This window comes from Olivibacter sitiensis DSM 17696, from assembly GCF_000427965.1.
GTDB classification, from domain to species: Bacteria; Bacteroidota; Bacteroidia; order Sphingobacteriales; family Sphingobacteriaceae; genus Olivibacter; species Olivibacter sitiensis.
The window spans coordinates 18,980-42,066 of the sequence record NZ_ATZA01000036.1 but is presented as its reverse complement, the minus strand read 5'-3'; the positions used below and the strand labels follow the sequence as shown (position 1 = coordinate 42,066).

Genomic DNA, 23,087 nt, shown 5'->3' with positions numbered 1-23,087 from the left:
TTGCCTCAGCGTCATTATTATGATACTGTTGATGGGGAGTGTCTTTTATTTTCTCCAGAGCTATGCTTTTGAGGATTTCTATCAACGTATAGAGGCTCGGGTGAGCATGGCAGGGAAAATGGCATTTGAGGAAGATGAGCAGCATATTGATGTATATCGCGAGATAAGGGATCGTTATTTGGGGAAATTGCCAGGCCAGGTGGAGTTTTTCTATAAGGTCGAAAATGGTGAGGTCATAGATGGGAACGAGAAGGGGGACAACTTGGTGCCAAAATCCTTCTTGCGGCAGATTCTCCAAACGGGTAAGGGTCGCTTTAGTCAGGATAATGATTTTTTTGCCGGTCAGAAATTTGCTATCGAAAATAAGGAAGTCTTGGTGGTGGTATATGCCAATGACCCTTCTGGATTTAGGGAGCTTGCTATGCTCAAAAGAACATTGGTTTTTTCTTTCCTTGTTTATCTGCTGATCGTTTACTTCGTTGCAAAATCCTTTAGTAGGCATATCATGGCGCCTATTGTTAGAGTAAATAAAAATATCAGCAAGATTAGGGCGGACAGCTTGGATTTGAGACTCGTCATCGGGAAAAATCAGGATGAAATAACTGAACTTTCCCAAAGTTTCAATGACATGTTGGACAGATTGCAGACATCTTTTGAAACGCAGAATAATTTTATAGGCAATGCGTCGCATGAACTCAAAACGCCCATAGCTGTTATCTCAGCAGAAGCAGAACTTGCTCTTAGTTCCAAAGAGCTAGACGAAGATCTTCACAAATCCTTGCAGATGATACATGGCCAAGCAGCCAGATTGCAACAAATCATAGATGGGTTGCTGAATCTTGCTCGTGCTTCGTTCAATGAAGAGTCGCGGTCCAAAGAATTGATCAGGTTAGACGAATTGCTATTTGAGTCTGTGATGATCTTACGCCATCTCAACCCAGAGTCAAAGATAAATTTTCAATTTGACGAAATGCCTGAAAACGAAAATGCGATTTCATTACAGGGCAATTCACATCTTTTGCAGTTGGCATTCTCAAACATCCTGAGCAATGCATGTAAATATTCGGACAACAAACCCGTGTTGCTGAAGCTGAAAAGTGAGCTCAACCAGATTGTGGTGGACATATATGATGAAGGAATTGGGATTCCCGAACAGGAAGTGAAACACATCTTTGAACCCTTCTTCAGAGCAAGTAATACCTCGGCCTATGAAGGTTATGGCGTGGGGCTCCCTTTGGCTCAAAAAATCATCCGTCTTCATAGAGGAGATATCTATATCAGCAAAAATCATCTGGAGGGCGGTGAGGGAACCCATATAAGGGTAGTCTTACCGTCAAATTAATGGTTTTTAATGCTATTCTAATGCTAAATATTGCATTAGTTTCAAATTCCCTATGCATATTTGTAGCTAAGGCAACTTTTTTTTATTTGCTTTTAGAGATCATGTGGTTTTTGAAAACAAAACAGCTTAAATATGTTTTATACAGGTGATTTAGTTGCTTTCGATCGTTTTTTTTTGATTGAATGTAGATTGATTAATTAGAGAATTATGCTATTGAGGAAGAATATACCTTTGGGTTATGTGATTGGAAAGGTAAAATATGAAATGCTATTTGTTGCTCTTTACGCGGGGCTTACGGTGGTAATGCATCAGACGGACGTTTTTTCTTCTTTGGAGATTCCGATTGCAATTCCTGCCATGATCGCTACCATTCTGTCTCTCCTGCTGGGTTTTAGGTCTAATCAGGCTTATGAGCGTTGGTGGGAAGCGCGTATCATATGGGGAGGAATTGTCAATGACTCGCGCAGCTGGACAAGGCAAGTGCTCACATTTATTGGCAGGCTGGACGATCCGGATGAACACGTGTCCTATATGAAAAAGCGGTTGGTCTATAGGCATATTGCTTGGTTGTATGCGCTCAAAGGAGCACTCCGTGGGCAAGATGTAATGTCGCAGATAGAGCGCTTACTTACTCCAGGTGAGATTGATGCTTTGAGTAATTATGACAACAAACACAATGCCTTGTTAAAGCTGCAAGGCTTCGACTTGCACAGAGCACACAGGGATGGCTGGATGAACGATTATCAGCACGTGTTGATGGAGGAAACGCTTTCCAAATTTTCTGATCACATGGGCAAGTGTGAGCGAATAAAAAGCACCATATTTCCAGAAACCTATACGCTCTATATTCGTGTTGCCATTTTGATGTTTGTCGTTATGTTGCCTTTTAGTTTGATGAATCTATTTGGCTATGTGTCTATTCCCATCTGTTTAGCAGTCAGCGTACTGTTATTCCTTATAGAAAAGATGGCTATTCATTTGCAAGACCCATTTGAAAATAAACCGACGGATACCTCTATGTCTACCATCTCCGCCAAGATTGAAAAAGATCTTAAACAAATGTTACACGAAGATGTATCTACTTTCGATCAGAATATTCCATCCTTTGATGAGAAAGGAAACTTCTTCGTTATGTAGAAGGCGGGAGTGCTAAAAACAAAAATGTTCTTTACACCTGAGGCCGTCCTATTCGGAGGGCCTTTTTGTTTTTTTACGTCCTATCGCTGAACAAATAAGCAGCCAATTGTCTTTAGGAATTGAGAAAAAAAGGCGATTTTAGCGCAGGTTTTACGGAAGAGGTGTATGATATCCTAAAAGGAGGGAGAATGGAAGACAACATTGATGTCTTGGTAGATCAAATAGAGTTGCTGCTGACAGAGGGAAACAAGGAGCACCTACAGGAATACTTGGACAACCTTAATATCTCCGAAGTGGAGAGCCTTATTGACGAATTGCCAGAGTATGGTGCCACTTTCATTGAAACGATGAGCATCAATCGGGCTGTCAATGTGTTTCGTATTCTGGATTTTCCCACGCAAGAGCGTATTATCAAAAAGCTTTCTGGCCCTAAGATTACGGAACTCATTAATGAGCTTCCTCCTGACGATCGTACTGCTTTTTTTGGCGAGCTGCATGGAGACGCCGTGAAAAAGATGATCATCCTGATGCCCGCCAGTGAGCGCAAAGAAGCTTTGACTTTGCTTGGCTACCCGGAGGATAGTGTAGGCAGGTTGATGACGCCTGATTATGTCACCATCAAGGAATCCTACAACGTGGAGCAAGCACTCGCCCATATACGCAAGTTTGGGAAAGACTCTGAGACAATTGATGTCATCTATGTCATCGACGAAAAGGGAGTTTTGTTGGACGATATACGTATCAGGGAAATCATATTGAACACGCCAGATACAAAGATCAGTGATTTAATGGACAATCGGCTTATTGCTCTCAATGCTTTTGATCCACAAGAAGAGGCTATCAATGTTTTTAGGATGAATAATAGGGTGGCGCTTCCGGTAACTGACAAGCAGGGCATCATGTTGGGGATAGTCACGGTAGATGATGTGTTGTGGATAGCCAATGAAGAATATACGGAAGATATTCAGCGTATGGGTGGGTCGGAAGCGCTGGACGAGCCGTATCTAGATGTATCTATATGGCATTTGGTCAGGAAGCGAGCCCCCTGGCTGGTGGTGCTCTTTATAGGGCAGCTGTTTACGACCACTGTAATTGAGGGCTTTGAAACCCAGTTTAGCGTCGCTCTTTTTCTGGTCACTTTCATGCCACTCATTACGTCTAGCGGTGGGAATACGGGATCACAAGCGTCTGCTTTAATCATTCAGGCCATGGCTATGGGGGAGGTGACCCTATCCGATTGGTGGAAAGTGTTCAAGCGAGAACTGGTTTCGGGATTTATCTTAGGGATTATTCTTGGCCTACTGGGCTTAGTAAGAGTTTTTGGTTATCATCTGATGGGAGAAGAATATGGTAACGATTGGTTTATGGTGAGTCTAGTTATCGGTTTCTCATTGGTTGGTGTCATCTTGTGGGGATCGTTAGTGGGAGCCATGTTGCCATTTGTTTTGAAGCGCTTAGGAGCGGATCCAGCTACATCTTCGGCCCCTTTTGTCGCCACATTGGTCGATGTGACAGGCTTAATGATCTATTTCTCCGTTGCTTCGTCAATTCTGTCTCTATAGTTAATCGTTTGCGGTTTAAGTCTTATTGTGGATCTGCAAATCTTATTGCCCTCTGAATAGGTAAAGAATATGGTGCTTCCCCAAAAAGTCCAACAATTCTTCAAACCATTCGCCATCAAAATCTTTTTGGTAGATAATGCGCTTTGTACCAGTATCCAATATGTCCTTGATGCATCCGAATTTTTTTTCCTTGCACACGTTTTTGAACCTTGCGCTAAATTCATGGTTATGGATGGGTACCTTTATCAGGTGTTGGACTGAATTAACGGATGTTTCCATACTACCTCCATTTTTTCGTTGAAATGACGACGGGTTGGCAAATGACGATAAACTGGTGAATAAACCAATTTATAATATAATGTTGTACAAATAAAAAGATGGTCTTATTTTGAAAGTTGTTTTTTCTGACTTTGTTTGCTTTTATTTTGACAAATCTATTTAATAAGTTTCATATGTGCAACAATTTAGTCGTTTTTGGTGAAATACGCGAAAGAAGTTCCATTTAACGATGTGATAATTATGTTATAATTCAAAAATTATCATTTTTAACTATCAGTAAAGGATTCTTGCTTATGGCTGCTAATTTTTCCGTTATACTTCCTTTGATTAGTTTGCTGAAGAATCCATGCTCTTTGGCCACGGCCAAGATGATTGCATTAGCTTTGCTTTCGGCAAAGCTGAGCAAGCCTTCTACTGTACTGCTATTATCTAAGTAATGATAGATGGCATGTTCATTGTCAAACAGTTCGTGAAGATCACCTATTTCGTCAAAATCAGTATTTTTCAACCGAATACCACTGCTGCTCACATTCACAATATGCAAGTTAGCATGTAATTTTGAAATCAATTCCTTAATGAGGTGGATGGGACTGGTGCTTGCAACTTTCTTTAAGTCGGTTGCATAGATAAGATCCTTGGGGAGGGCGAAATCTTTTCTTGGGACAACCATTAATGGGACTTGACAAGTGTTGATCAATTTCAAGGTGTTGCTGCCCACCACGAACTTTTCAGCATTACTTTTGCCACTCAGGCCAATAAATACCATATAGGGGTCGTATTGCCGGACAAGTCCGTTAATGACATTGGAAACATACACCTCTTCATATTTGGTCCTGTAATGAAGCGATCCATCAATTTTTTTGAGTTCATCGGCCAGCTCGTCCAGCAGCATTTCCGTTTCCTCCTTTCTGTTGATGCCTTCCAGGACAACAACTTGAGCAGCGGCCGTTTGCGTGACAATATGCGCAGCATGGAACAGTAGGATATCCTCTATGCCTAGGCTTTTGGCTACGGTAGCAGCGTACTTCGCCGCACAGGTGGCGCTTTCGGAAAAATCAGTTAAGACAATGGCTGTTTTCATGATACTCTATATAATTGATTTCAATACAAAGGTATCTATTTTTGGCAGAATGCGTAATGAGGATTTCCAGCTTAAAGATTGACCTTGGTCATTTTTTTACATAAACATCATTTTTGCATAATGGAAAGTGTGCAACATATAGGTGATAAAGTGGAAAGTGAGGTCATGGTATATACCCTTAATGCTTATTTAATATAAGCTTTACGTAAATTTTAATACACTTGCGTTTTACATAAACTGAATAGCCTCAATCGAAACTAATTGTTAACGTTGGGTTAACATAAACGTCACTTTTATATAATATTCAGTTAACTCCCCTATAACACCTTGGTGATATTTTTGCAGAAACTCTACAGCTATAATGAAATGCAAATCTGGAGGTAATTTACTGACTTGGCAACCTTTAATCTTAATTGAAAGTCCCACTATCTTCTACAAAAAAAGCTTATTTAATAATATGAATTTTCTAAAACAATTTCTCTGTGCGTTGATTTTTACGTCTCTTACATTTGGTTTTTCCAATGTCGTAAAGGCGCAGCAGACCGGTGTAAAGGGTGTCGTTATTGACGTGGAAACCTTGAAGCCAATGGAGGGTGTTACCCTGCAAATACTTAGCTCATCCTATGGTGCCAGAACGGACGCTAAAGGGGAATTTTTTATTGCCTTGCCAAAAGACAAAGATAAAGAATATGTGATGGTGGCGTCGATGGTGGGATATGACACAGATTCGACCACCTTTAAGGTGTTTGCCAATGACGTGGAAGTTGTGAGCTTGGCCCTGTTGAGCAAGAGTTCGGTATTGGACGAAGTGGTGATCACCACCCGCAGGGAACGTGCTAGCGAAATCGCATTGTTGGACATACGCCGTCAGTCCAATTTGACGGTGGAGCTCATAGGCGCACAGGAGCTGTCCAGAAAGGGAGTGCGCGATGCAGAGGGTGCATTGACCAAAATGAGCGGGGTGACCAAATCTGGAGCGGGAGCCAATGTATTTGTGCGAGGCTTGGGCGATCGGTATAATAGTACGACTTTGAACGGCCTGGCTCTTCCGTCGGAGGATCCGCTGAACAAGAATATCTCCCTAGACTTCTTCGGGACATCGGTTATCGATAATATTGCGGTAAACAAAACATTCAATCCTGTTTTGTTGGGAGATGTGGCAGGAGCAAATATCGACATTGTGTCTAAGGAACTGTCGGGAAGAGACTTTTTTGAGATAGGTGCTGCTTCTGGAATTAACTCTCAGGCAATTTCTGCTGATGATTTCAAGAAGATAGATGGGACAAACTGGTTTGGTACCTTGCGGGAGCGGAAATCGCCTATCACCACGCTGTCGCAATATGATTTTGGAAATAGCTGGAATACTTCGCAGATAAATACGCCCATCAACTCGAGCTTCTCCTTGTCGGGTGGAAAGCGGTTTTACTTGCCTAATGGAACTCTGAACTTATTTATTACGGGAAACATGGACTCGGAATATCGCTACTTTGATGGGGTTATTCGTCAGACGAGTACCAATGGAGCGCTTATTTTGGATCAGGAGATGGAGCGATCGCAATATAATGTCTCCAAGACGGCCATGGCCAATTTGAAATATGTTTTTGGTAATCATTATGTTGCCTTTAACTCGATGTACATCGGCGACCAAGGACAGGATTATAGCCAGAATTATGGCATAAACACGCCAGAAGAGGATGGTGATCTAAGACTTTGGAGAAGGCAACACGTAGTAGATAACCATTTATTGGTCAATCAGCTGCTTTCTAAGCTTGATCTGACAAACAACTGGAAACTGGATTTGGGCGTAGGCTACAATTATGTCAACGCGAACGAACCTGACCGCCGTACCACGAATCTCTTGGTTCGCAATGGATCCTATCGTTTCTACAACAATGCCGGTGGGGCCGATAATGAACGTTATTATTCGGAGATATCGGAGAGAGGGTGGGCATTAAAAGCCATAGCTACCTATAGATTTGATAATGCGCAAGATCTGGATCGAAAGATCGAATTTGGGTACAACGGAAATCTGATTACCAGAGATTTTGACGTCAGGATGTTTTATCACAATGTACTGGGAGATCCAACTGTTAGCAATGGTATAGATGATATCAGCAGTAGTTTTAATAATAGTACCCTGCAAGCTAACTATTTTCGGTTGGAAACGAACTGGGGGGCCACTTCTTTGGATCCAAACTGGTACAGTGCAAGGAAAGATATTCACTCGGCTCTAGCTGTAGGTACCTATCAATTCTCAGAAAAATTCACCGGTATTGTAGGTGTAAGGTACGATAAAATTGATCAGGAGATCGATTATAGAATACAGCTTCGAAGCAGTGCTGTAGATCCATCGATTATTGATAAAAGTTATATCCTGCCTAGTTTGAACTTGAAGTACGAGCTTAATGAACAAAGCAACCTTAGGGCATCAGCCAGTATGAGTTATACCTTGCCTCAATTTATTGAACTGGCACCGTTCCAAAATACTTTTGCCACGTTCAGATCGGAGGGGAATCCCAATTTGGTGCCAGTAGAAAACACAAATTTTGATCTGAAATGGGAATGGTTTCCAAGTAATGGGGAGTTGATTTCTGCAGGTGTATTTTATAAAAACATGAAAAATCCCATTGCACGTGTCGAATCAATCAATAACCTAATGAACTATATCAATATAGGTTCGACGGCAGAAGTTGCCGGTGCTGAAATAGAAATGAAGAAAAATCTATTGAAAAAGGCAACCAATAATGGTGAAAATGTTTTGTCTGCAGGTGCGAATGTTTCCTATTTGTACTCCGATCAAGAATTGAAAACCGCTGCGGTACAATTTGGTGAAAAGACAAATAGCGCTTTGCAGGGTGCATCGCCATTGTTGGCAAATGCTGATCTAAGTTATTTGTATAATGGCCGCAATTGGAATGTCACTTCTTCCGTAGTAGCAAATTATTTTAGCGATCGCATCTTCCTAATTGGTACTGGTTTATTTAAAAATGTAATAGAGAAAGGTGTGCCTACTTTGGATTTTGTCGGAAACGCCAGTATAGCCAATAAATGGGGGATTAATCTTCGGGTACGAAATATGTTAAATCCCAACATAAATCTAGAACGAGAGACAGACTCAAATGAGAATATTGTCCTTGAGTCCTATAAAAGGGGGATTGACGCTAGCCTAGGTGTGTCGTACAGGTTTTAACAATTTGATAACATACCCTTAATAGTCAGGTTGAATCAAGAAGCTAATATTGTAACATAATTAAACAAAAGAAAATGAAAACAAAACTGTTTATGAAAGCAAAACTATTTACCATTTTCGCGGTTTTCGTATTTGCACTCACTTCTTGTAGTGATGACGATGACAACCCGATTGGGGGAGCAACTGAATTGACCGTTTTCAACGGTAATATTACCGGAGATGCAATTGTAAGTGGATCAACAATTAACCTTACAGGACCTACATATGTGAAAGAGGGAGCTACACTAACTATCCCAGCTGGTACCACCATTACGGCCACAACAGAAGGAACCAGTGCATTTATCTTGGTAGAGCGAGGTGCAAAAATCATTGCAAAAGGAACAGCATCTGCTCCGATCAAGTTTACTTCGTCTACGCAAAGATCTGGTTCATGGGGCGGTTTGATCATCAATGGCTATGCTCCGCTATCTCGTCCTACGGAAGCTTCTGCAAGTACTGGACAAACAGAGATCAGTCCAAATATCCTTTACGGAGGCAGTGATGCTGCGGATAATTCTGGTGAATTGGATTATATCATCATTGAATACTCTGGTGCCAACATCAATGATGCTGCTGAGCACAATGGCTTGACCCTGAACGGTGTGGGAAATGGCACGAAAATCAGTAACATTTTCATCAAGGATGGAGCGGATGATGCCATTGAATTCTTTGGTGGTTCTGTTAACGTGACTAACCTGTTGGTTGTAAATTCTGAAGATGATATGTTCGATTTTACGCAAGGTTACACTGGTACGCTGACCAATTCTTACGGTATTTGGGAGGCAGGTTTTACCACTAACGAAGCAGACCCTAGGGGTATAGAAGCTGATGGTAACTTAGATGGCGTAAATCCAAGTGATGTTGCACAATCCAATTTTACCATTGACGGTATGACCATCGTGAACCGCTCTACAACTGCATCTGGTATCATGCAGGATATCGTAAAGATTAGAAGGGGTGCTACTGCCACAATCACCAATCTTTTGATTGAAACCAATGCTCAATTTACAGACATTATCGACTTTACTGACAATGCTGGTGCGGGAAATGCAAACTCTAACATTACCTATACTTTTTCACCGGAATCATTGTTTAATGAAGCGCTAGTAAAGGCTCAAGGAGCAACGATCACTAGAAATGCTACACAGACTGGTGCCAATACTTCAGTATTTGCCTGGACAGGTTATACTTTCTAGTATTAAAGTAATATCACATAACAAAAAATAAAATAAAGGCAAAGCCGCTCTATCATCAAGATAGGGCGGCTTTATTTTTTGCGTTAACTAAAAGCACAAAAGGGATTGCCATCCGAACGACGTTGCCTCGGATACCTCCATATTAACAATTACGGACGAAGGCATGTGTTGGATTAGCTTTTTTGTTTCTGGCAAATCGTGGCCTATAGACATCGCTGTTTAAGAACATTATGATAAGAATCGGAAAGCAGAATTTATCCTGAAACAAGGCCTTCGGTACTAATAATGACGGTGGAAAAAAAAGGATATTGAGCCTCAATTTCGTGCTGAATAAGCAAAGATTTGTTTAGAGATGTACATCTTTGAGGCTCATACATGTACATGTCTATGGCCTATAGATGTACATGTATATACTCTATAGATGTACATGTCCGTATCCTATAGATGTACATGTATATATTAGATAGATGTACATCTACGAAAAAAAAGAGGGGCACCTGTCAAAAAAACAAACTACCAAATTAAAAATGGAGACCGTTTTTGGGGTCTCCATTTGCTTTATTTCACAAAGATTGATATTGCGATCAATTTTTCGAATCATGGGGTTACAGCTTTTTCTCTGCTGTTTCCTCTTCTTCGGCATTGGCACTTAGCAGTGTATGGTCTTCTTGCTCGCCTATCTGTATTTGTGCTAAGAGTTGCTGTTTGTTTTCAATGGTCTGTTTAAAGGCAGTGAGATATTTTTTATCCAGCGGAATGCCGGCATTTTGGAAGTTTTGACGAAGTGGGTCTACCTGTTTGCCATTTTTCCAGAATCGGTAGCAGACATGAGGCCCCGTAGCCAAGCCTGTACTTCCCACATAGCCGATCACTTGGCCTTGGCGGATACGCTGACCGCGACTTACGGCACGCTTGCTCATATGTAGATATTGGGTAGCATAGGTTTTGTCGTGCTGTATCTTCACGTAGTTGCCATTGCCTCCACTATAACCCGATTCGGATACGACGCCATTGGCAGTTGCGATGATAGGTGTTCCCGTTGGGGCGGCATAGTCGGTGCCCAGATGTGCCTTCCAGGTCTTCTGCACGGGATGAAGCCTGCGCAGTGAAAATCTGGAGGAAATGCGGCTAAATTTGAGCGGCGCTTTCAGGAAGGCACGTTGTAAGCTGTTTCCCTCGGCATCGTAGTAGCTGCCTTGTTTCTCCCCTTCGGGTTTGAAATAATAGGCTTCAAACTCCTTGTTTCTATGTCCGAAAACTGCAGCCAAGATCTTTCCTTGTCCAATAGATTCTCCCTCAACGTATTGCCTTTCGTATTCTAGTTTGAACCAATCACCTCTGTTGAGGCGATAGAAATCTATGGTGCCACCATAGATTTGAGCGAGCTGGAAGGCCAAGGCTGGATCGGCTCCCTGTTGGCTAAAGACCTCATGCAGCGATCCATTGATACTACCATATAAGGTTTCAATCTTCGTTTCCACCTCTTTCTTGCCAGAAAATACTTGTATGGAATCCCTTAAGTCATATACGACGTAGTCTATCGCATTTGGTTGATATACCATATATGCTAGCCTTTTGCTGTCATTGGCATAATACAGACTATATGGCTTGCCTGCGGCAATTCTGCGCACGTCGTAAACGTCCTTTGATTTCTTAGCTATTTCGTCAATCTGCTGAGCATTGAATTCGGAACCAAGCATGCTGCCCAACAATTCATTGCGTTGCACGGTTCTTTGCTCTACCAAAAATGAATCGACAATTAAACCAAATTCCACTTTGGATACCTTCTTTGGCACTTCTATTTGTACAGCGGATTCTTTTTTGTTTTTGGTTTTTTCGACGTTGAAAGCTGAAAATGCAAAGAAACCTAAACCTAGGATAAAGACAAGAGCGCCTAATACGAACAGGGTATGTTTGTTGAATTTCATCTAATTAAATTGTGTTTTGGCCAGCATATATACATATGTCGGGGTTGATTCGCTTTGAAAAAAATTTTAAATTCCACTAAGTTAATGGTTTTGTAATATAAGAACAAAAAAAAGTCGGGATTATTGCCCAAAGAATGAAATTTTCTTCAATCAGGATCAAGTTTTTAATGGTCTTTTAGTGATCTGTCACTAACAATTGTGTTTGTTGTGTGTTATTGAAGCTGAAAACATATATCCTATGAAGAAAAGAAACATCATTCTGTTTTGCATATTTTTTGCTGTATTGGGCCTATTTCTGGAATCTTGTCGATCTGATAAACAAAAAGACGAGACCGTCACTGAGGATGGACAGCCAGATCCTTTAGATAGTATATCTGTTGTGGAGAAGTATGATGGTGGATACCGTACAATTGCCGTTAAAGGTAACGACAGCTTGACCAATGTTTTTGACAATCGTTATACCGATGAGCAGCGGTATGTTATATTGGCTTTGAATAGACTGGACGGTTATCGGTATAGGTCGGTTGATAGCTTGGTGGTTCCAGATAGTACTTGGTCGGACATCAAGTCCTATAGCCCCTTTCCTTCAGAGTTAGAAACACTAAAGGATGTGAACAAGATAGTGATCTTCTCCTATCCATTGCAGGCCTTCGCGGCCTATGTACATGGCAAGCTACTTCGATGGGGGCCTACCAGCATGGGGAGAAAGGATGCTCAAACACCTACGGGATTGCATTTTGCCAATTGGAAAAAAGAGGAACACATAAGTACGGTGGACGATGAGTGGTTATTGAAATGGAATTTTAATATCATGAACAAGGAAGGAGTAGGATGGCATTTATATGCGCTGCCTGGAATACCTGCTTCACATTCCTGCCTTCGTCTTCTGGAAGAAGATGCCAAATACTTGTATTCTTTTGCAGATATGTGGCTCATTGAGGGGACTGATAACATCTTGGCACAGGGCACACCAGTGCTTGTGTACGGTGCATACGATTTCGAAGGGCGCAAGCCTTGGATGGCACTGGCTGGAAACCCCAAGGCCAACGATATTTCCGTTGATGAGTTGAATCAAGAGCTGCAACCTCATATCGCAAAGATCTTGGAGGAGCAGAAGAAAAGAGAAACGGTAGAAAAAGAGTCTACTAGCGACGCATCTTGATGCGTCGCTTTAATTTTAGACTATAGCCTAATGCCTCTTAGGAATTCCTCTATACCCATACGCTTTTTCCCTTCTAGTTGTAATTCCTTGACCAATATGTGGCCGTCTTTTGTAGCGAATTTCAAGTAGGTCTTATTGTCGCTTAGGTAGTTTCCAGGAGAGGTACTTGGTGTGGCTTTTTCCATTTCTACGGTGAATAACTTTAGATTCTTACCCAGAAAAGTGGTAAAGGCGGTAGGGTAAGGGCTCAACCCACGGATGAGGTTATAGACCTGTTCGGTCGGCTGGTTCCAGTATATGCGACAATCTTCCTTAAAGATTTTCGGTGCATGTTTTGCCACTTGTTCACCAAGCAGCTCTTGCTGTGCTTGCTCGCAAACGTTTCCTTCTTGCAATGCGTCTACGGTTTTTACCAGCAATTTTGCGCCTACTTCCATTAGTTTGTCATACAAGTCTCCCGCCGTGTCATCTGGTTTAATGACAACCTTTTCGCTAAACAGAATATTGCCCGTATCTATTTCCTGCTGAAGTAGAAAAGTGGTGACGCCGCTCTCTGTTTCGCCATTGATGATCGCATGGTTGATGGGGGCGGCCCCTCGATAGTGAGGCAATAGAGATGCGTGCAGGTTGACAGTGCCTAGTGGCGGCATGTTCCATACCACTTCTGGTAGCATCCTGAAAGCTACCACGACTTGTAGGTCCGCGCGATAGCTAGCCAGTTCTTCCAGAAACTTTGGATCTCGCAGCTTTTCCGGCTGCATGATGGGTAATCCTTGCTTAAGAGCAAATAGCTTTACGGCCGATTGATGTAGTTTTTGACCTCGGCCCGCTGGTTTGTCTGGAACAGTGACTACAGCAACTACTTGGTGATTGGTTTGAAGCAAAGCCTGAAGGGACGCTACCGCAAAATCAGGCGTACCCATAAAGATGATTTTCATTTTTTTATAGTGTCAAGTGTCAAGACTTTATATAGGCTCAAAGCAGAAAGACTAAAGCTGTTTGACTATGCGATGCTTCCGTCTTTCAGCTTTGGACTTCAGTCTCATATTCCCAGTCTCATATCTAAATTAATACAACAAATATTTTTCCCTTGTCTTCTTAAAGTTCTCCAACCCTGTCTTCCATGTGGCCCTTATTTCGCTTTCGGTTTTGCCAGCAATGATTTGTTCACGCAGTGTTTTTGTTCCTGCCAATTTATCGAAGCTTCCTATCTGTTTGCTAAGACTATTATCGAAAAAATCTTGCTTTCGGGGGTAGGCATTGTACAATTCAATAAGCCAAGCGAGGTTTATCTGCCCGTCTCTGAATACCGAGGTGTCAAAATTTCTGAGGTCCAATCCGTAACAGGCTTCGTTTTGGTGCAAGGGGGTGGTACTCATACCTGGTATACTTGTAGGAGTAAAAGAAAACGGGTATTTCCCTTTCAAAGCGGGAGCGCCCAAAACGGTGAATGGAAAGGTGGTGCCCCGACCTTGGCTGATGATGGTTCCTTCAAACAAACAAAGTGAGGGATACAGTAAGATAGATTGCTGCGTATTGAGATTGGGAGAGGGCTTAATGGGGAGGATATATTCCATGTCGTGGCGGTAGTTCTCCATTTTGACCACTTCCAACCTACATTGAACGCCATTATCAAGCCATTTTTCCCCATTTATCATTTTAGCATACTCGCCAATGGTCATCCCATGGGTGATAGGGATGGGGTGCATACCTATGAAAGATTTGAAAGAAGGATCTAATATAGGCCCATCAATGGAAAAGCCATTGGGGTTAGGACGGTCTAGCAATAGCAGGGGCTTGTTGTTTTCGGCGCATGCTTCCATCACATAGTGCAATGTGGAAATATAGGTGTAGAAACGTGTCCCTACATCCTGTATGTCGAAAACGACGATGTCTACGTCTTTCAAGTCGTCTGCCTTTGGCTTATAGTTTTTTCCATAAAGGGAGATGATAGGCAGTCCCGTCTTGCTGTCTACGCTGTTGTCCACTTTGGATCCTGCATCGGCTTCCCCCCTAAAGCCATGTTCGGGACCAAAAACTTTTACTATATGGATGTCAAGAGCCAAGAGGCTGTCCACACTGCTTCTATTGCCTATTTGGGAAGTGGGATTGACCACCATAGCCACTTTCTTGCCCTTGAGTTTTGGTAAATAAGCGTCTACGCGATCGGCACCTAATCGTAGATTGGAACTTGGCACTGCTATCTCCTCCTGAGCATGCATTTCCTTTTTGGGAGTCTGGGCTTGTTGGCATGAATTTAAACTACCCCAAAGGATAAGGGATGCCTGAATGAAGTGATTTAACATGAGCTTTGTGCTTGCTAGTGTTTTATTTTGGATATCATTAATTACCTTTGCGAAGGTACAAAAATAATTTAGCCTTGAATTTTCCCTATTTCCTTTCAAAGAGAATTACCCGAGGAAGCCATAGGCGCTTTTCGCAGCTCATCGTTCGTGTGGCCATTGCCGGTATTGTGCTGGGTTTGGCGGTAATGATTCTCTCCATTGCGGTTCTAAAAGGTTTTAAGGCAGAGATTATACAGAAAGAACGCAATTTTAACGGTGACATAAGCATCTTTGCCCAAAATCTTAATGAGGGATACGAAATTAGTCCTTTTTCGATTGATAAAGAAGGACTTGAAAAGTTGTTAGATATAGATGGTGTTGCAAAATTGGAGGCATATGCCACGAAACCAGGTATTATCAATGTGAACGATGAGGTGGAAGGGGTGGTGCTGAAAGGAATTGATTCCACGTATGAGCAGTCGCGCATTGATGCCATGCTAATAAAAGGGAAAGGGATTGATTTTCGAAATGATAGTGTTCCTTCTAGCGGGCAGATAATCATTTCTTCTTATACCGCAAACAGATTGCATTTGGATGTAGGCGATGACTTCTTGATGTTTTTTGTACAAGAACCGCTGAGAAAAAGAAAATTCACGATTGTGGGCATCTATAATCTGGGATTGGAGGAGGTTGATAAAACATTTGTGATAGGCGATATCGGAGTCATCAGGAGGTTAAATAACTGGGAAGAGGAATCGATAGGGGGCTATGAGGTGTTTTTGGATGACTTTTCGCAATTAGATTTAGTTAATGAACGGATACTCGACTTATTACCGGGAGATCTATATGCGCAGACAGTTATGGAGAGTTTTCCAGAGATATTTTCTTGGTTAGGGCTATTGGACATTAATACTATTATTATCTTGGTATTGATGATAGTGGTAGCTACCATTAATATGATTTCCGCTTTGTTGATAATTATTTTGGAGCGTACCAACATGATAGGCGTACTGAAGGCACTTGGTATGAAAAATCGAGGTATTAGGCGTATGTTTGTCTACCATGCCATATATCTCATAGGCATAGGGATGCTCTTGGGCAATGTATTGGGAATAGGCTTATGTCTATTGCAGCACTACACCCATCTATTTGGTTTGGATGAATCCTCCTATTATGTCTCTTATGTGCCCATTATGCTATCATGGACAGACGTACTTTTGCTCAACGTTGGGACATTGTTCGTTTGTATCGTGTCGTTAATAATACCTTCGGCATTGGTTGCAAAAATAGACCCAATAAAAGCTATTCGATTTAAATAATTCTTGTTAAACTCACTTGTCTTTGCGGTTTTGATCGGGTATTTCGTGTTTTTTGTAACATTTTTCTTGCTGTTTAGGTTATTTTTTTGTTGGTTTGTATTGCAAATCGATGCCAATTTCGAAACCATATTATACTGTTGCTAAGGGATTATGTTTCATGTGACAATTAAAAGTCCGTTGGTATGTCGGTATTCAATAAAGAAGAAGAAAAGAAATTGCTTGAACAAATTAAGTTGGGTAATCAATCTGCATTTGAAATACTTTACCAAAAGTGTTGGCTGGTTTTGTTTAATCAAGCTTATAAACGTGTGAAAAATGAAGAACTGGTAAAAGGCATGATTCAGGAACTTTTTACCGAGCTATGGATCAGGCGAGACAAGCTAAATGTACGTGATTCATTACTGTCTTATTTGCACAGTGCCTTAAAATACAAGGTGTTTAATTATTACAAATCACAAATAGTAAAGGAAAAATACCTAGATGCAAAAAAAAGTACCCTAAATCATGAATATTCTTCGTCTACAGATGAAGACTTAAATTACAAAGAGCTTCAATTGGCATTTAATCGGTGTGTATCCACGATGCCTGGCCAACCTCAAAAGGTATACCTCATGCGCTATGATAAGTCTATGAGCTATGCGGAAATTGCAAAAGAACTGAATATCTCTATCAGTACAGTAGAAAAGCATATGATCAAGGCCTTAAGGATCATTCATGAAAAGTTGAGATTTTTTTTTGCTAACTATTGACATGTTGCTTTCTAAAGTGTGTTTTTTGTTTAATATTCTGGCTTTATTTAAGCAGCTTTTTAATAGCATTTGTTGTATGGGGTCTTTTTTTTGTTCACTTATTTTAATAGAAAGAACCAGCCAAGAAAATCTCAAGATATGTTCGACGCTACACACAAGTTATTGAATTTATAAAGGACGCTCGGGAATAGTTGAGCGGATGGATATTATTCTTGGTTTTTGGGATTACTAGTATGGATAATATGGTCCGGTAATTATAACGGAGTTAACTTTAGGAAGCTTTTTACAGTAAATTAATTAGATGGACAGAAGAAATTTTTTATCGTCCGTGGGGCTGGCAGGGCTTGCTGCCAGCCTAGGTGCGGCCGGGTGTAGCACGCAAAAATCAACAGGAGTTTCCCCAACGGGACAGAGCATAGGCCAGCGTAGACTACCAGTGGCTAAATTGTCTACGGACCGCATTGTAAAAGAAACGGTAGGGCTAAGGCCTTACCGCTTGTCCGGTCCCCGAATTGCACTGGAACAACTTGGCAGCAAGCATGTAGTGCACAACTATGGCCATGGGGGAAGCGGCTTTTCATTGTCTTGGGGTTCGGCGAACTTGGCCACTAGGCTGGTGGGCAATGTTTGTCATATAGGAGAGGAGGTAGCGGTAATAGGATGCGGTATTATGGGGCTTACCTCCGCACGCATGTTGCAAGAAAAAGGATATCGCGTGAAAATATATGCCAAGGATATGTTTCCCAATCACACCTCCTCAAAGGCTACGGGAACCTGGTCTCCATCGCATTTGGTCTGTGAGAATGATCGCATAACAGTTGATTTTAAGAAGCTGTGGGAAGATGCCTGTTTGTTTTCATTTAGGTCTTATCAAAACTTATTGGGGCTTGGGGACTTGGTGCAATGGATTGATCATTACAGCGTGGGGGGACGTGTGCATCACGAAGATCCTATATTGCATATCAAAGGCTTAGTGCCTGAGCAGGTGATCCTAAAACCTAATCAGCACCCGTTCCGAGAGCGAAATGTCACCATCCAACCTACCATGGTATTCAATATTCCCTCTTATCTTCAGAAGTTACTTGATGACGTGATGCTTTTTGGTGGTAAGATAGAAATCAAGGAATTTAAGAATAGAGACGAGTTGGAACAACTTCCATATAAATGTCTCGTTAACTGTACCTCTTTGGGCTCAAAACTTCTGTTCGATGATGATGAACTTGTGCCCATATCGGGACAATTGGCATTTTTTATTCCGCAACCAGAGATTACTTATCGCTTAAGCACACCAGAAGGGTATATCATACCTAGAAAGGATGGTTTAGTGATGGGGGGGACCGCCAAAAAAGGAAGCTGGGACACCATTCCCATCAGAGAGGATAGCTTAAAAATGGCAAGTGCGGTTAACGAAGTGGTGTGGAATATGAAGGTATAGCCTTTTCGATGCTTGTTGAATAGAAATACATAATAAAATGTGCTTGCTTAGTGTAAATAGTTCATTACTTTGTTGTTTTTATTGTTATTTGTGAAAAAAAATAATCAATTTTAGTGCTGAAAGAGATTGTTTTTGTTTTTGGGAAAGTTTTTTTGTCAAGAACGGTGTAAATCCTATTAGGCTTTCCGGGGTCTTTAGAAAAGATTTGGTTTTGTTGAGATTAAGTTTTCATTTTTTTTATAAATACATTTAATGATAAAGAACAATACAAAATTATTTTCATCTGTAGCTGTACTTGCCTTGTTTTTGTTGCCGCAAAGTGATTTTGCGGCAACAAAGGCGTTTCAGGACACTACTGCGCAAGAGCCATACAAAAAGCAAATAGCAGCTATCTATAAAAATAAAAAAGTAGAAAAAGCATTTCAGCATATAGATGAACTCGAAGAAGAAACCCGTTCAAATCACATTTTGCTCAATGAGATCGCTGCACCACCGTTTCAGGAAGAGAAAAGGGCAGATCAATATTCACTTATGCTTCGGGAAATAGGAGTAGATTCGGTTTGGATCGATGCAGCGGGTAACGTCATTGCAAAGCGAAAAGGGACCAAAGGGGACAAGACGATAGCCATTGAGGGGCATTTGGATACGGTTTTTCCGGAAGGCACGGACGTCACCGTGAAGCTGAAAGGAGATACTCTCGCAGCACCAGGTGTTGCAGATAACACAAGGTCTTTGGCAGCTTTGCTTACCATGCTAAAAGCCATGAACTTGGCCGGCATAAAGACAGAAGCGGATGTGCTGTTCATCGGTACCGTAGGTGAGGAAGGGCAAGGCGATCTTCGGGGCATGAAGGAACTTTTTGGACTACAGGGGCCAAAGATAGATACACACATTGCACTGGATGGTACTTCCCATGAGCGCATCGTGAATAGAGGCGTTGGATCGCATCGATACCGTGTCACGTTTAAAAGCACAGGCGGCCATTCTTACGGCAGTTTTGGCATGGTCAATACACATGTTGCGATGGGCAAGGCCATCAATTATTGGAGTATGGCGGCCGATGAATTCCTGAATAATGTACCTGGTCCCAAAACGACTTATAGTGTGAGCGTGCTTGGTGGTGGTACATCGGTCAATTCCATCCCTTTTGAATCGTGGATGGAAGTAGATATGCGTTCGGAGGACAAAGATCGGCTGGAGAAGGTGGATGCCTTTCTGAAGGAAGCCGTCTCAAAAGCGGCAAAAGAAGTAAATGCTTCCAAAAGGCAGGGTAAAGACCTAGAAGTGACGATGGAAATGATAGGCGATAGGCCAGTAGGTACGGCTGAGCTGACTTCGCCTTTAGTGCAGCGTATGATGGCTGTTATAGAGTTGGCTGGATTCCAGCCAAAACTGGGCGCGAGTTCTACCAATTCCAACGTTCCTTTATCCCTTGGAAAGCCATCTATTACAATAGGTTCCGGAGGGATAGGAGCGGGTGCGCATTCGTTAGATGAGTGGTATGTCAATAAAGATGGCTACTTGGGTATACGTAACGCTTTGGTAATATTGCTAGCCGAGGCAGGGCTGGGGGAGTGAACATACCGGTACATTTCTGTTTTTAACAAACCAATTATTTATTCCAACATATATGAAAATCAAAAAACACCTAACATCACTTATTCTATCGCTACTGAGTGCATTTGTTGTAGCACAGCAGCCCGTGCCCAGTCCCAAAAGCCATTTTGGTTTCGCTATAGGGGATGATTATCAGCTCACCAATTATGAGCAGACGGAAGCTTATTATAAAAAATTGACAGCTGTGTCCGATAGGCTTTCTTTAGAAAATATTGGCGAGACCGAGGAGGGAAGGAAGCAGTACATGCTGATTATATCGTCTCCCAAGAATATCCAGGATCTGAAAAAATATAAATCCATTTCAGAAAAATTGGCCTTGGCCGAAAACCTGGACGACAATGCGGCCAAGGCATTGGCCCTAGACGGTAAAGCCGTCGTATGGATTGACGGAGGGCTTCACAGTACGGAAGTGGTCGGCACAAATCAGTTGATCGAAACCGCGTACCAGCTGTTGAGTCGGAATGATGAGGAAACCTTGCGGATCTTGGACAATGTCATTGTATTGTTGGTCAATGCTAATCCCGATGGGCATTCATTGGTGGGCAATTGGTACATGAAAGATGCCGATGTTAAGAAAAGAAATACAAATATCCCTAAGTTGTACCAAAAGTACATTGGTCATGACAATAACCGTGATTTTTACATAGCCAATATGAAGGAGTCGTGGAACATGAATAGGCAGCTCTATCTCGAATGGTATCCACAGATCATGTACAACCATCACCAGACTGGGCCTGCGGGTACGGTATTGGCGGGTCCGCCCTATCGCGATCCCTTCAATTACGTGTTCGACCCATTGATGGTGACGGGTATAGATGCCTTGGGTGCCGCCATGTACAGCCGCTTGAATGCAGAGAATAAGCCGGGCTTTACCAGGCTGACGGGCTCCAGTTTCAGCACATGGTACAATGGTGGTTTGCGGACCACCACTCAATACCATAACATGATAGGCCTGCTAACGGAGATCATAGGCAACCCTACGCCTACGACAATTCCCTTGGTGCCTGATCGCCTACAGCCTACGGGTGCTACCCCCAATCCTGTTGTTCCTCAGGAATGGCATTTCAGGCAATCTATCGACTATTCCGTTTCGCTCAACTATGCCGTACTGGATTATGCGGCCAGGTATAAAGACGAAGTGCTGTTCAATATATACCGGATGGGCAAGAACAACATTGAGCGTGGCAGTAAGGATCATTGGACACATTATCCCAGGTATATTGACTCCATAAAAGTGGCCTTTGAGCGCGATAAAAAAGCCGGAAAGGCTCCAGAACCTACCCAAGAATTTTTCGGCTCGCGGGATAACGTGCCAATGAGCTATTATGATAATGTATTCAAAAACCCAGAATATCGCGATCCACGGGCATATGTGATTCCTTCAGATCAAAGCGATTTTCCTACAGCGATATCTTTTGTCAATGCCTTATTGAAGACAGGCATCACCGTACACAAGTCAAACGCTGATTTCACTATTGGCACAAAAAAATATCCCGCTGGTTCCTATGTGGTGAAAGCCGACCAGGCGTTTAGGCCTCATCTTTTAGACATGTTTGAGCCCCAAGATTACCCAAATGATTTTCAATATCCCGGCGGCCCCCCTATCAGGCCATATGATGCTGCGGGGTGGACACTGGCCTATCAGATGGGAGTGAAGTTTGATCGTGTGATGGAGTCGTTTACTGGTCCATTTGAACGCGTTGCTAAAGGAGACTTGCAATCGCCATCCAAGAAGGCAATGCCCGAAAAGAACAAAACCGGTTATTTGCTTAGTGCCGCCACAAACGCCTCCTTCTTAATTGTCAACGACCTATTAAAGCAAGGAGTGGAAGTGTCTAGGGTGAAAACACCCATCCAGGGATTATCCAAAGGGTCATTTTATCTAACACCAAAAGCTTACCAAGCTTTGAAATCGGCTGCTGAAGAACAAGGTGTCGATGTAGTTGCTGCACAGGAAAAACCCAAGGACGCAGTACGTATAAAACCAGCCCGTATTGCCTTGTTTGATCATTATGGGGGATCCATGCCATCGGGTTGGGTAAGGTGGTTGATGGAACAATTCCATTTTTCATTTCAGCTCATTTTTCCTCAGGAAATTGATGGCGGAGATCTAAATAAAAAGTATGATGCTATTCTATTTATCGGCAGTGGTATCCCAGACGCATCGGGAAGGCCTGATAGACGTTTGTCCCGGATGCCCGATCCGGATGGAATACCGGAAGAATACCACGCTTGGCTGGGAACCATTACGGTAGAGCAATCTATCCCTAAGCTGAAGGAATTTATGGACAAGGGAGGTGAAGTGGTGACCGTTGGCAGTAGCGTTAGTTTGGCCCAATTGATAGGTTTGCCCATCAAGGATGCAATGGTAACGGTAAATAAAGAAGGTAAGGAAGTGCCATTGCCAAATACAGATTTTTATGTGCCCGGAAGCATTTTGAAGGCAAAGGTTGATTTGGAACAAGAAGCCAATTGGGGAATGACCGATTATATGGACATCGTTTTCAATAACAGTCCTGTTTTTAAGTTAGATCAGCAACAACCTACAGATGCAATCAAAGTGCTGTCCTGGTTTGACAGTGCCACACCTTTGCGCAGTGGCTGGGCTTGGGGACAGCACCACTTGAAAGATCACATAGTGGCTTTTGAAGCGAACGTAGGTAAAGGAAAGTTATATGCATTTGGTCCAGAGATCACATTCAGGGGGCAGGCGCACAGCACATTCAAACTATTGTTCAACACGCTCTACATACCATCGAAATAGTT

The 23,087-nt window shown here is 42.3% G+C and carries 16 protein-coding genes; 11 read left to right on the top strand and 5 right to left on the bottom strand.

What is annotated here, in order from left to right; all coding sequences use genetic code 11:
* The first annotated feature begins 19 nt into the window (after window positions 1-19).
* From A37S_RS0116815 to mgtE, 3 genes are all read left to right on the top strand, one after another.
* Entirely contained in the window at window positions 20-1,342 is a 1,323-nt protein-coding gene (locus A37S_RS0116815; protein ID WP_169719520.1) for a HAMP domain-containing sensor histidine kinase, read from the top strand.
* 207 nt (window positions 1,343-1,549) lie between these two features.
* Entirely contained in the window at window positions 1,550-2,479 is a 930-nt protein-coding gene (locus A37S_RS0116810) for a bestrophin family protein (RefSeq protein WP_028298001.1), read from the top strand.
* A gap of 119 nt (window positions 2,480-2,598) precedes the next feature.
* On the top strand, window positions 2,599-4,041 hold the full coding sequence (gene mgtE, locus A37S_RS0116805; RefSeq protein WP_342663606.1) for a magnesium transporter: 1,443 nt from the start codon (window positions 2,599-2,601) through the stop codon (window positions 4,039-4,041).
* Between the two features lie 42 nt (window positions 4,042-4,083).
* Here the strand turns inward: mgtE and A37S_RS0116800 are convergent, their stop codons facing one another.
* Both A37S_RS0116800 and A37S_RS0116795 read right to left on the bottom strand, forming a co-directional pair.
* Window positions 4,084-4,320: a hypothetical protein gene (locus tag A37S_RS0116800; RefSeq protein WP_028297999.1), complete on the bottom strand. Its 237-nt coding sequence runs from the start codon at window positions 4,318-4,320 to the stop codon at window positions 4,084-4,086.
* Between the two features lie 250 nt (window positions 4,321-4,570).
* Window positions 4,571-5,401 (bottom strand): universal stress protein, encoded by an 831-nt coding sequence (locus A37S_RS0116795; protein ID WP_028297998.1) that lies wholly within the window; start codon window positions 5,399-5,401, stop codon window positions 4,571-4,573.
* A gap of 457 nt (window positions 5,402-5,858) precedes the next feature.
* Here A37S_RS0116795 and A37S_RS0116790 point away from each other — a divergent pair, with 457 nt between their 5' ends.
* On the top strand, window positions 5,859-8,591 hold the full coding sequence (locus A37S_RS0116790; protein WP_169719519.1) for a TonB-dependent receptor: 2,733 nt from the start codon (window positions 5,859-5,861) through the stop codon (window positions 8,589-8,591).
* Window positions 8,592-8,857: 266 nt separating this feature from the next.
* On the top strand, window positions 8,858-9,826 hold the full coding sequence (locus A37S_RS0116785; protein ID WP_211229809.1) for a hypothetical protein: 969 nt from the start codon (window positions 8,858-8,860) through the stop codon (window positions 9,824-9,826).
* A gap of 605 nt (window positions 9,827-10,431) precedes the next feature.
* On the opposite strand, the gene A37S_RS0116780 is transcribed toward A37S_RS0116785, so the two are convergent.
* The gene (locus A37S_RS0116780) at window positions 10,432-11,754 is read right to left on the bottom strand and encodes a M23 family metallopeptidase (RefSeq protein ID WP_028297995.1); all 1,323 of its coding nucleotides are present in this window, start codon (window positions 11,752-11,754) and stop codon (window positions 10,432-10,434) included.
* 238 nt (window positions 11,755-11,992) lie between these two features.
* Here A37S_RS0116780 and A37S_RS25050 point away from each other — a divergent pair, with 238 nt between their 5' ends.
* Window positions 11,993-12,916, top strand: a complete 924-nt coding sequence (locus A37S_RS25050) for a L,D-transpeptidase (protein WP_036602911.1) — start codon at window positions 11,993-11,995, stop codon at window positions 12,914-12,916.
* 20 nt (window positions 12,917-12,936) lie between these two features.
* Here A37S_RS25050 and fmt read toward each other — a convergent pair whose 3' ends face one another.
* Together fmt and A37S_RS0116765 are read right to left on the bottom strand one after the other, a co-directional pair.
* Window positions 12,937-13,854 (bottom strand): methionyl-tRNA formyltransferase, encoded by a 918-nt coding sequence (gene fmt, locus A37S_RS0116770; RefSeq protein ID WP_028297994.1) that lies wholly within the window; start codon window positions 13,852-13,854, stop codon window positions 12,937-12,939.
* 129 nt (window positions 13,855-13,983) lie between these two features.
* Window positions 13,984-15,222, bottom strand: a complete 1,239-nt coding sequence (locus A37S_RS0116765; protein ID WP_028297993.1) for an exo-beta-N-acetylmuramidase NamZ family protein — start codon at window positions 15,220-15,222, stop codon at window positions 13,984-13,986.
* A gap of 74 nt (window positions 15,223-15,296) precedes the next feature.
* Here A37S_RS0116765 and A37S_RS0116760 point away from each other — a divergent pair, with 74 nt between their 5' ends.
* The 5 genes from A37S_RS0116760 (at window position 15,297) to A37S_RS0116740 (ending at window position 23,085) form a co-directional block, all read left to right on the top strand.
* A complete protein-coding gene (locus tag A37S_RS0116760) occupies window positions 15,297-16,520 on the top strand; it encodes an ABC transporter permease (RefSeq protein ID WP_028297992.1) in 1,224 nt (407 codons plus the stop codon).
* A gap of 182 nt (window positions 16,521-16,702) precedes the next feature.
* Window positions 16,703-17,269, top strand: a complete 567-nt coding sequence (locus A37S_RS0116755) for a sigma-70 family RNA polymerase sigma factor (protein ID WP_028297991.1) — start codon at window positions 16,703-16,705, stop codon at window positions 17,267-17,269.
* A gap of 301 nt (window positions 17,270-17,570) precedes the next feature.
* On the top strand, window positions 17,571-18,704 hold the full coding sequence (locus A37S_RS0116750; protein ID WP_028297990.1) for an FAD-dependent oxidoreductase: 1,134 nt from the start codon (window positions 17,571-17,573) through the stop codon (window positions 18,702-18,704).
* A gap of 252 nt (window positions 18,705-18,956) precedes the next feature.
* Window positions 18,957-20,282, top strand: coding sequence for a M20/M25/M40 family metallo-hydrolase (locus A37S_RS0116745; RefSeq protein ID WP_028297989.1), 1,326 nt, complete (start codon window positions 18,957-18,959; stop codon window positions 20,280-20,282).
* Window positions 20,283-20,334: 52 nt separating this feature from the next.
* Window positions 20,335-23,085: a M14 family metallopeptidase gene (locus tag A37S_RS0116740; RefSeq protein ID WP_028297988.1), complete on the top strand. Its 2,751-nt coding sequence runs from the start codon at window positions 20,335-20,337 to the stop codon at window positions 23,083-23,085.
* Window positions 23,086-23,087: the final 2 nt, after the last annotated feature.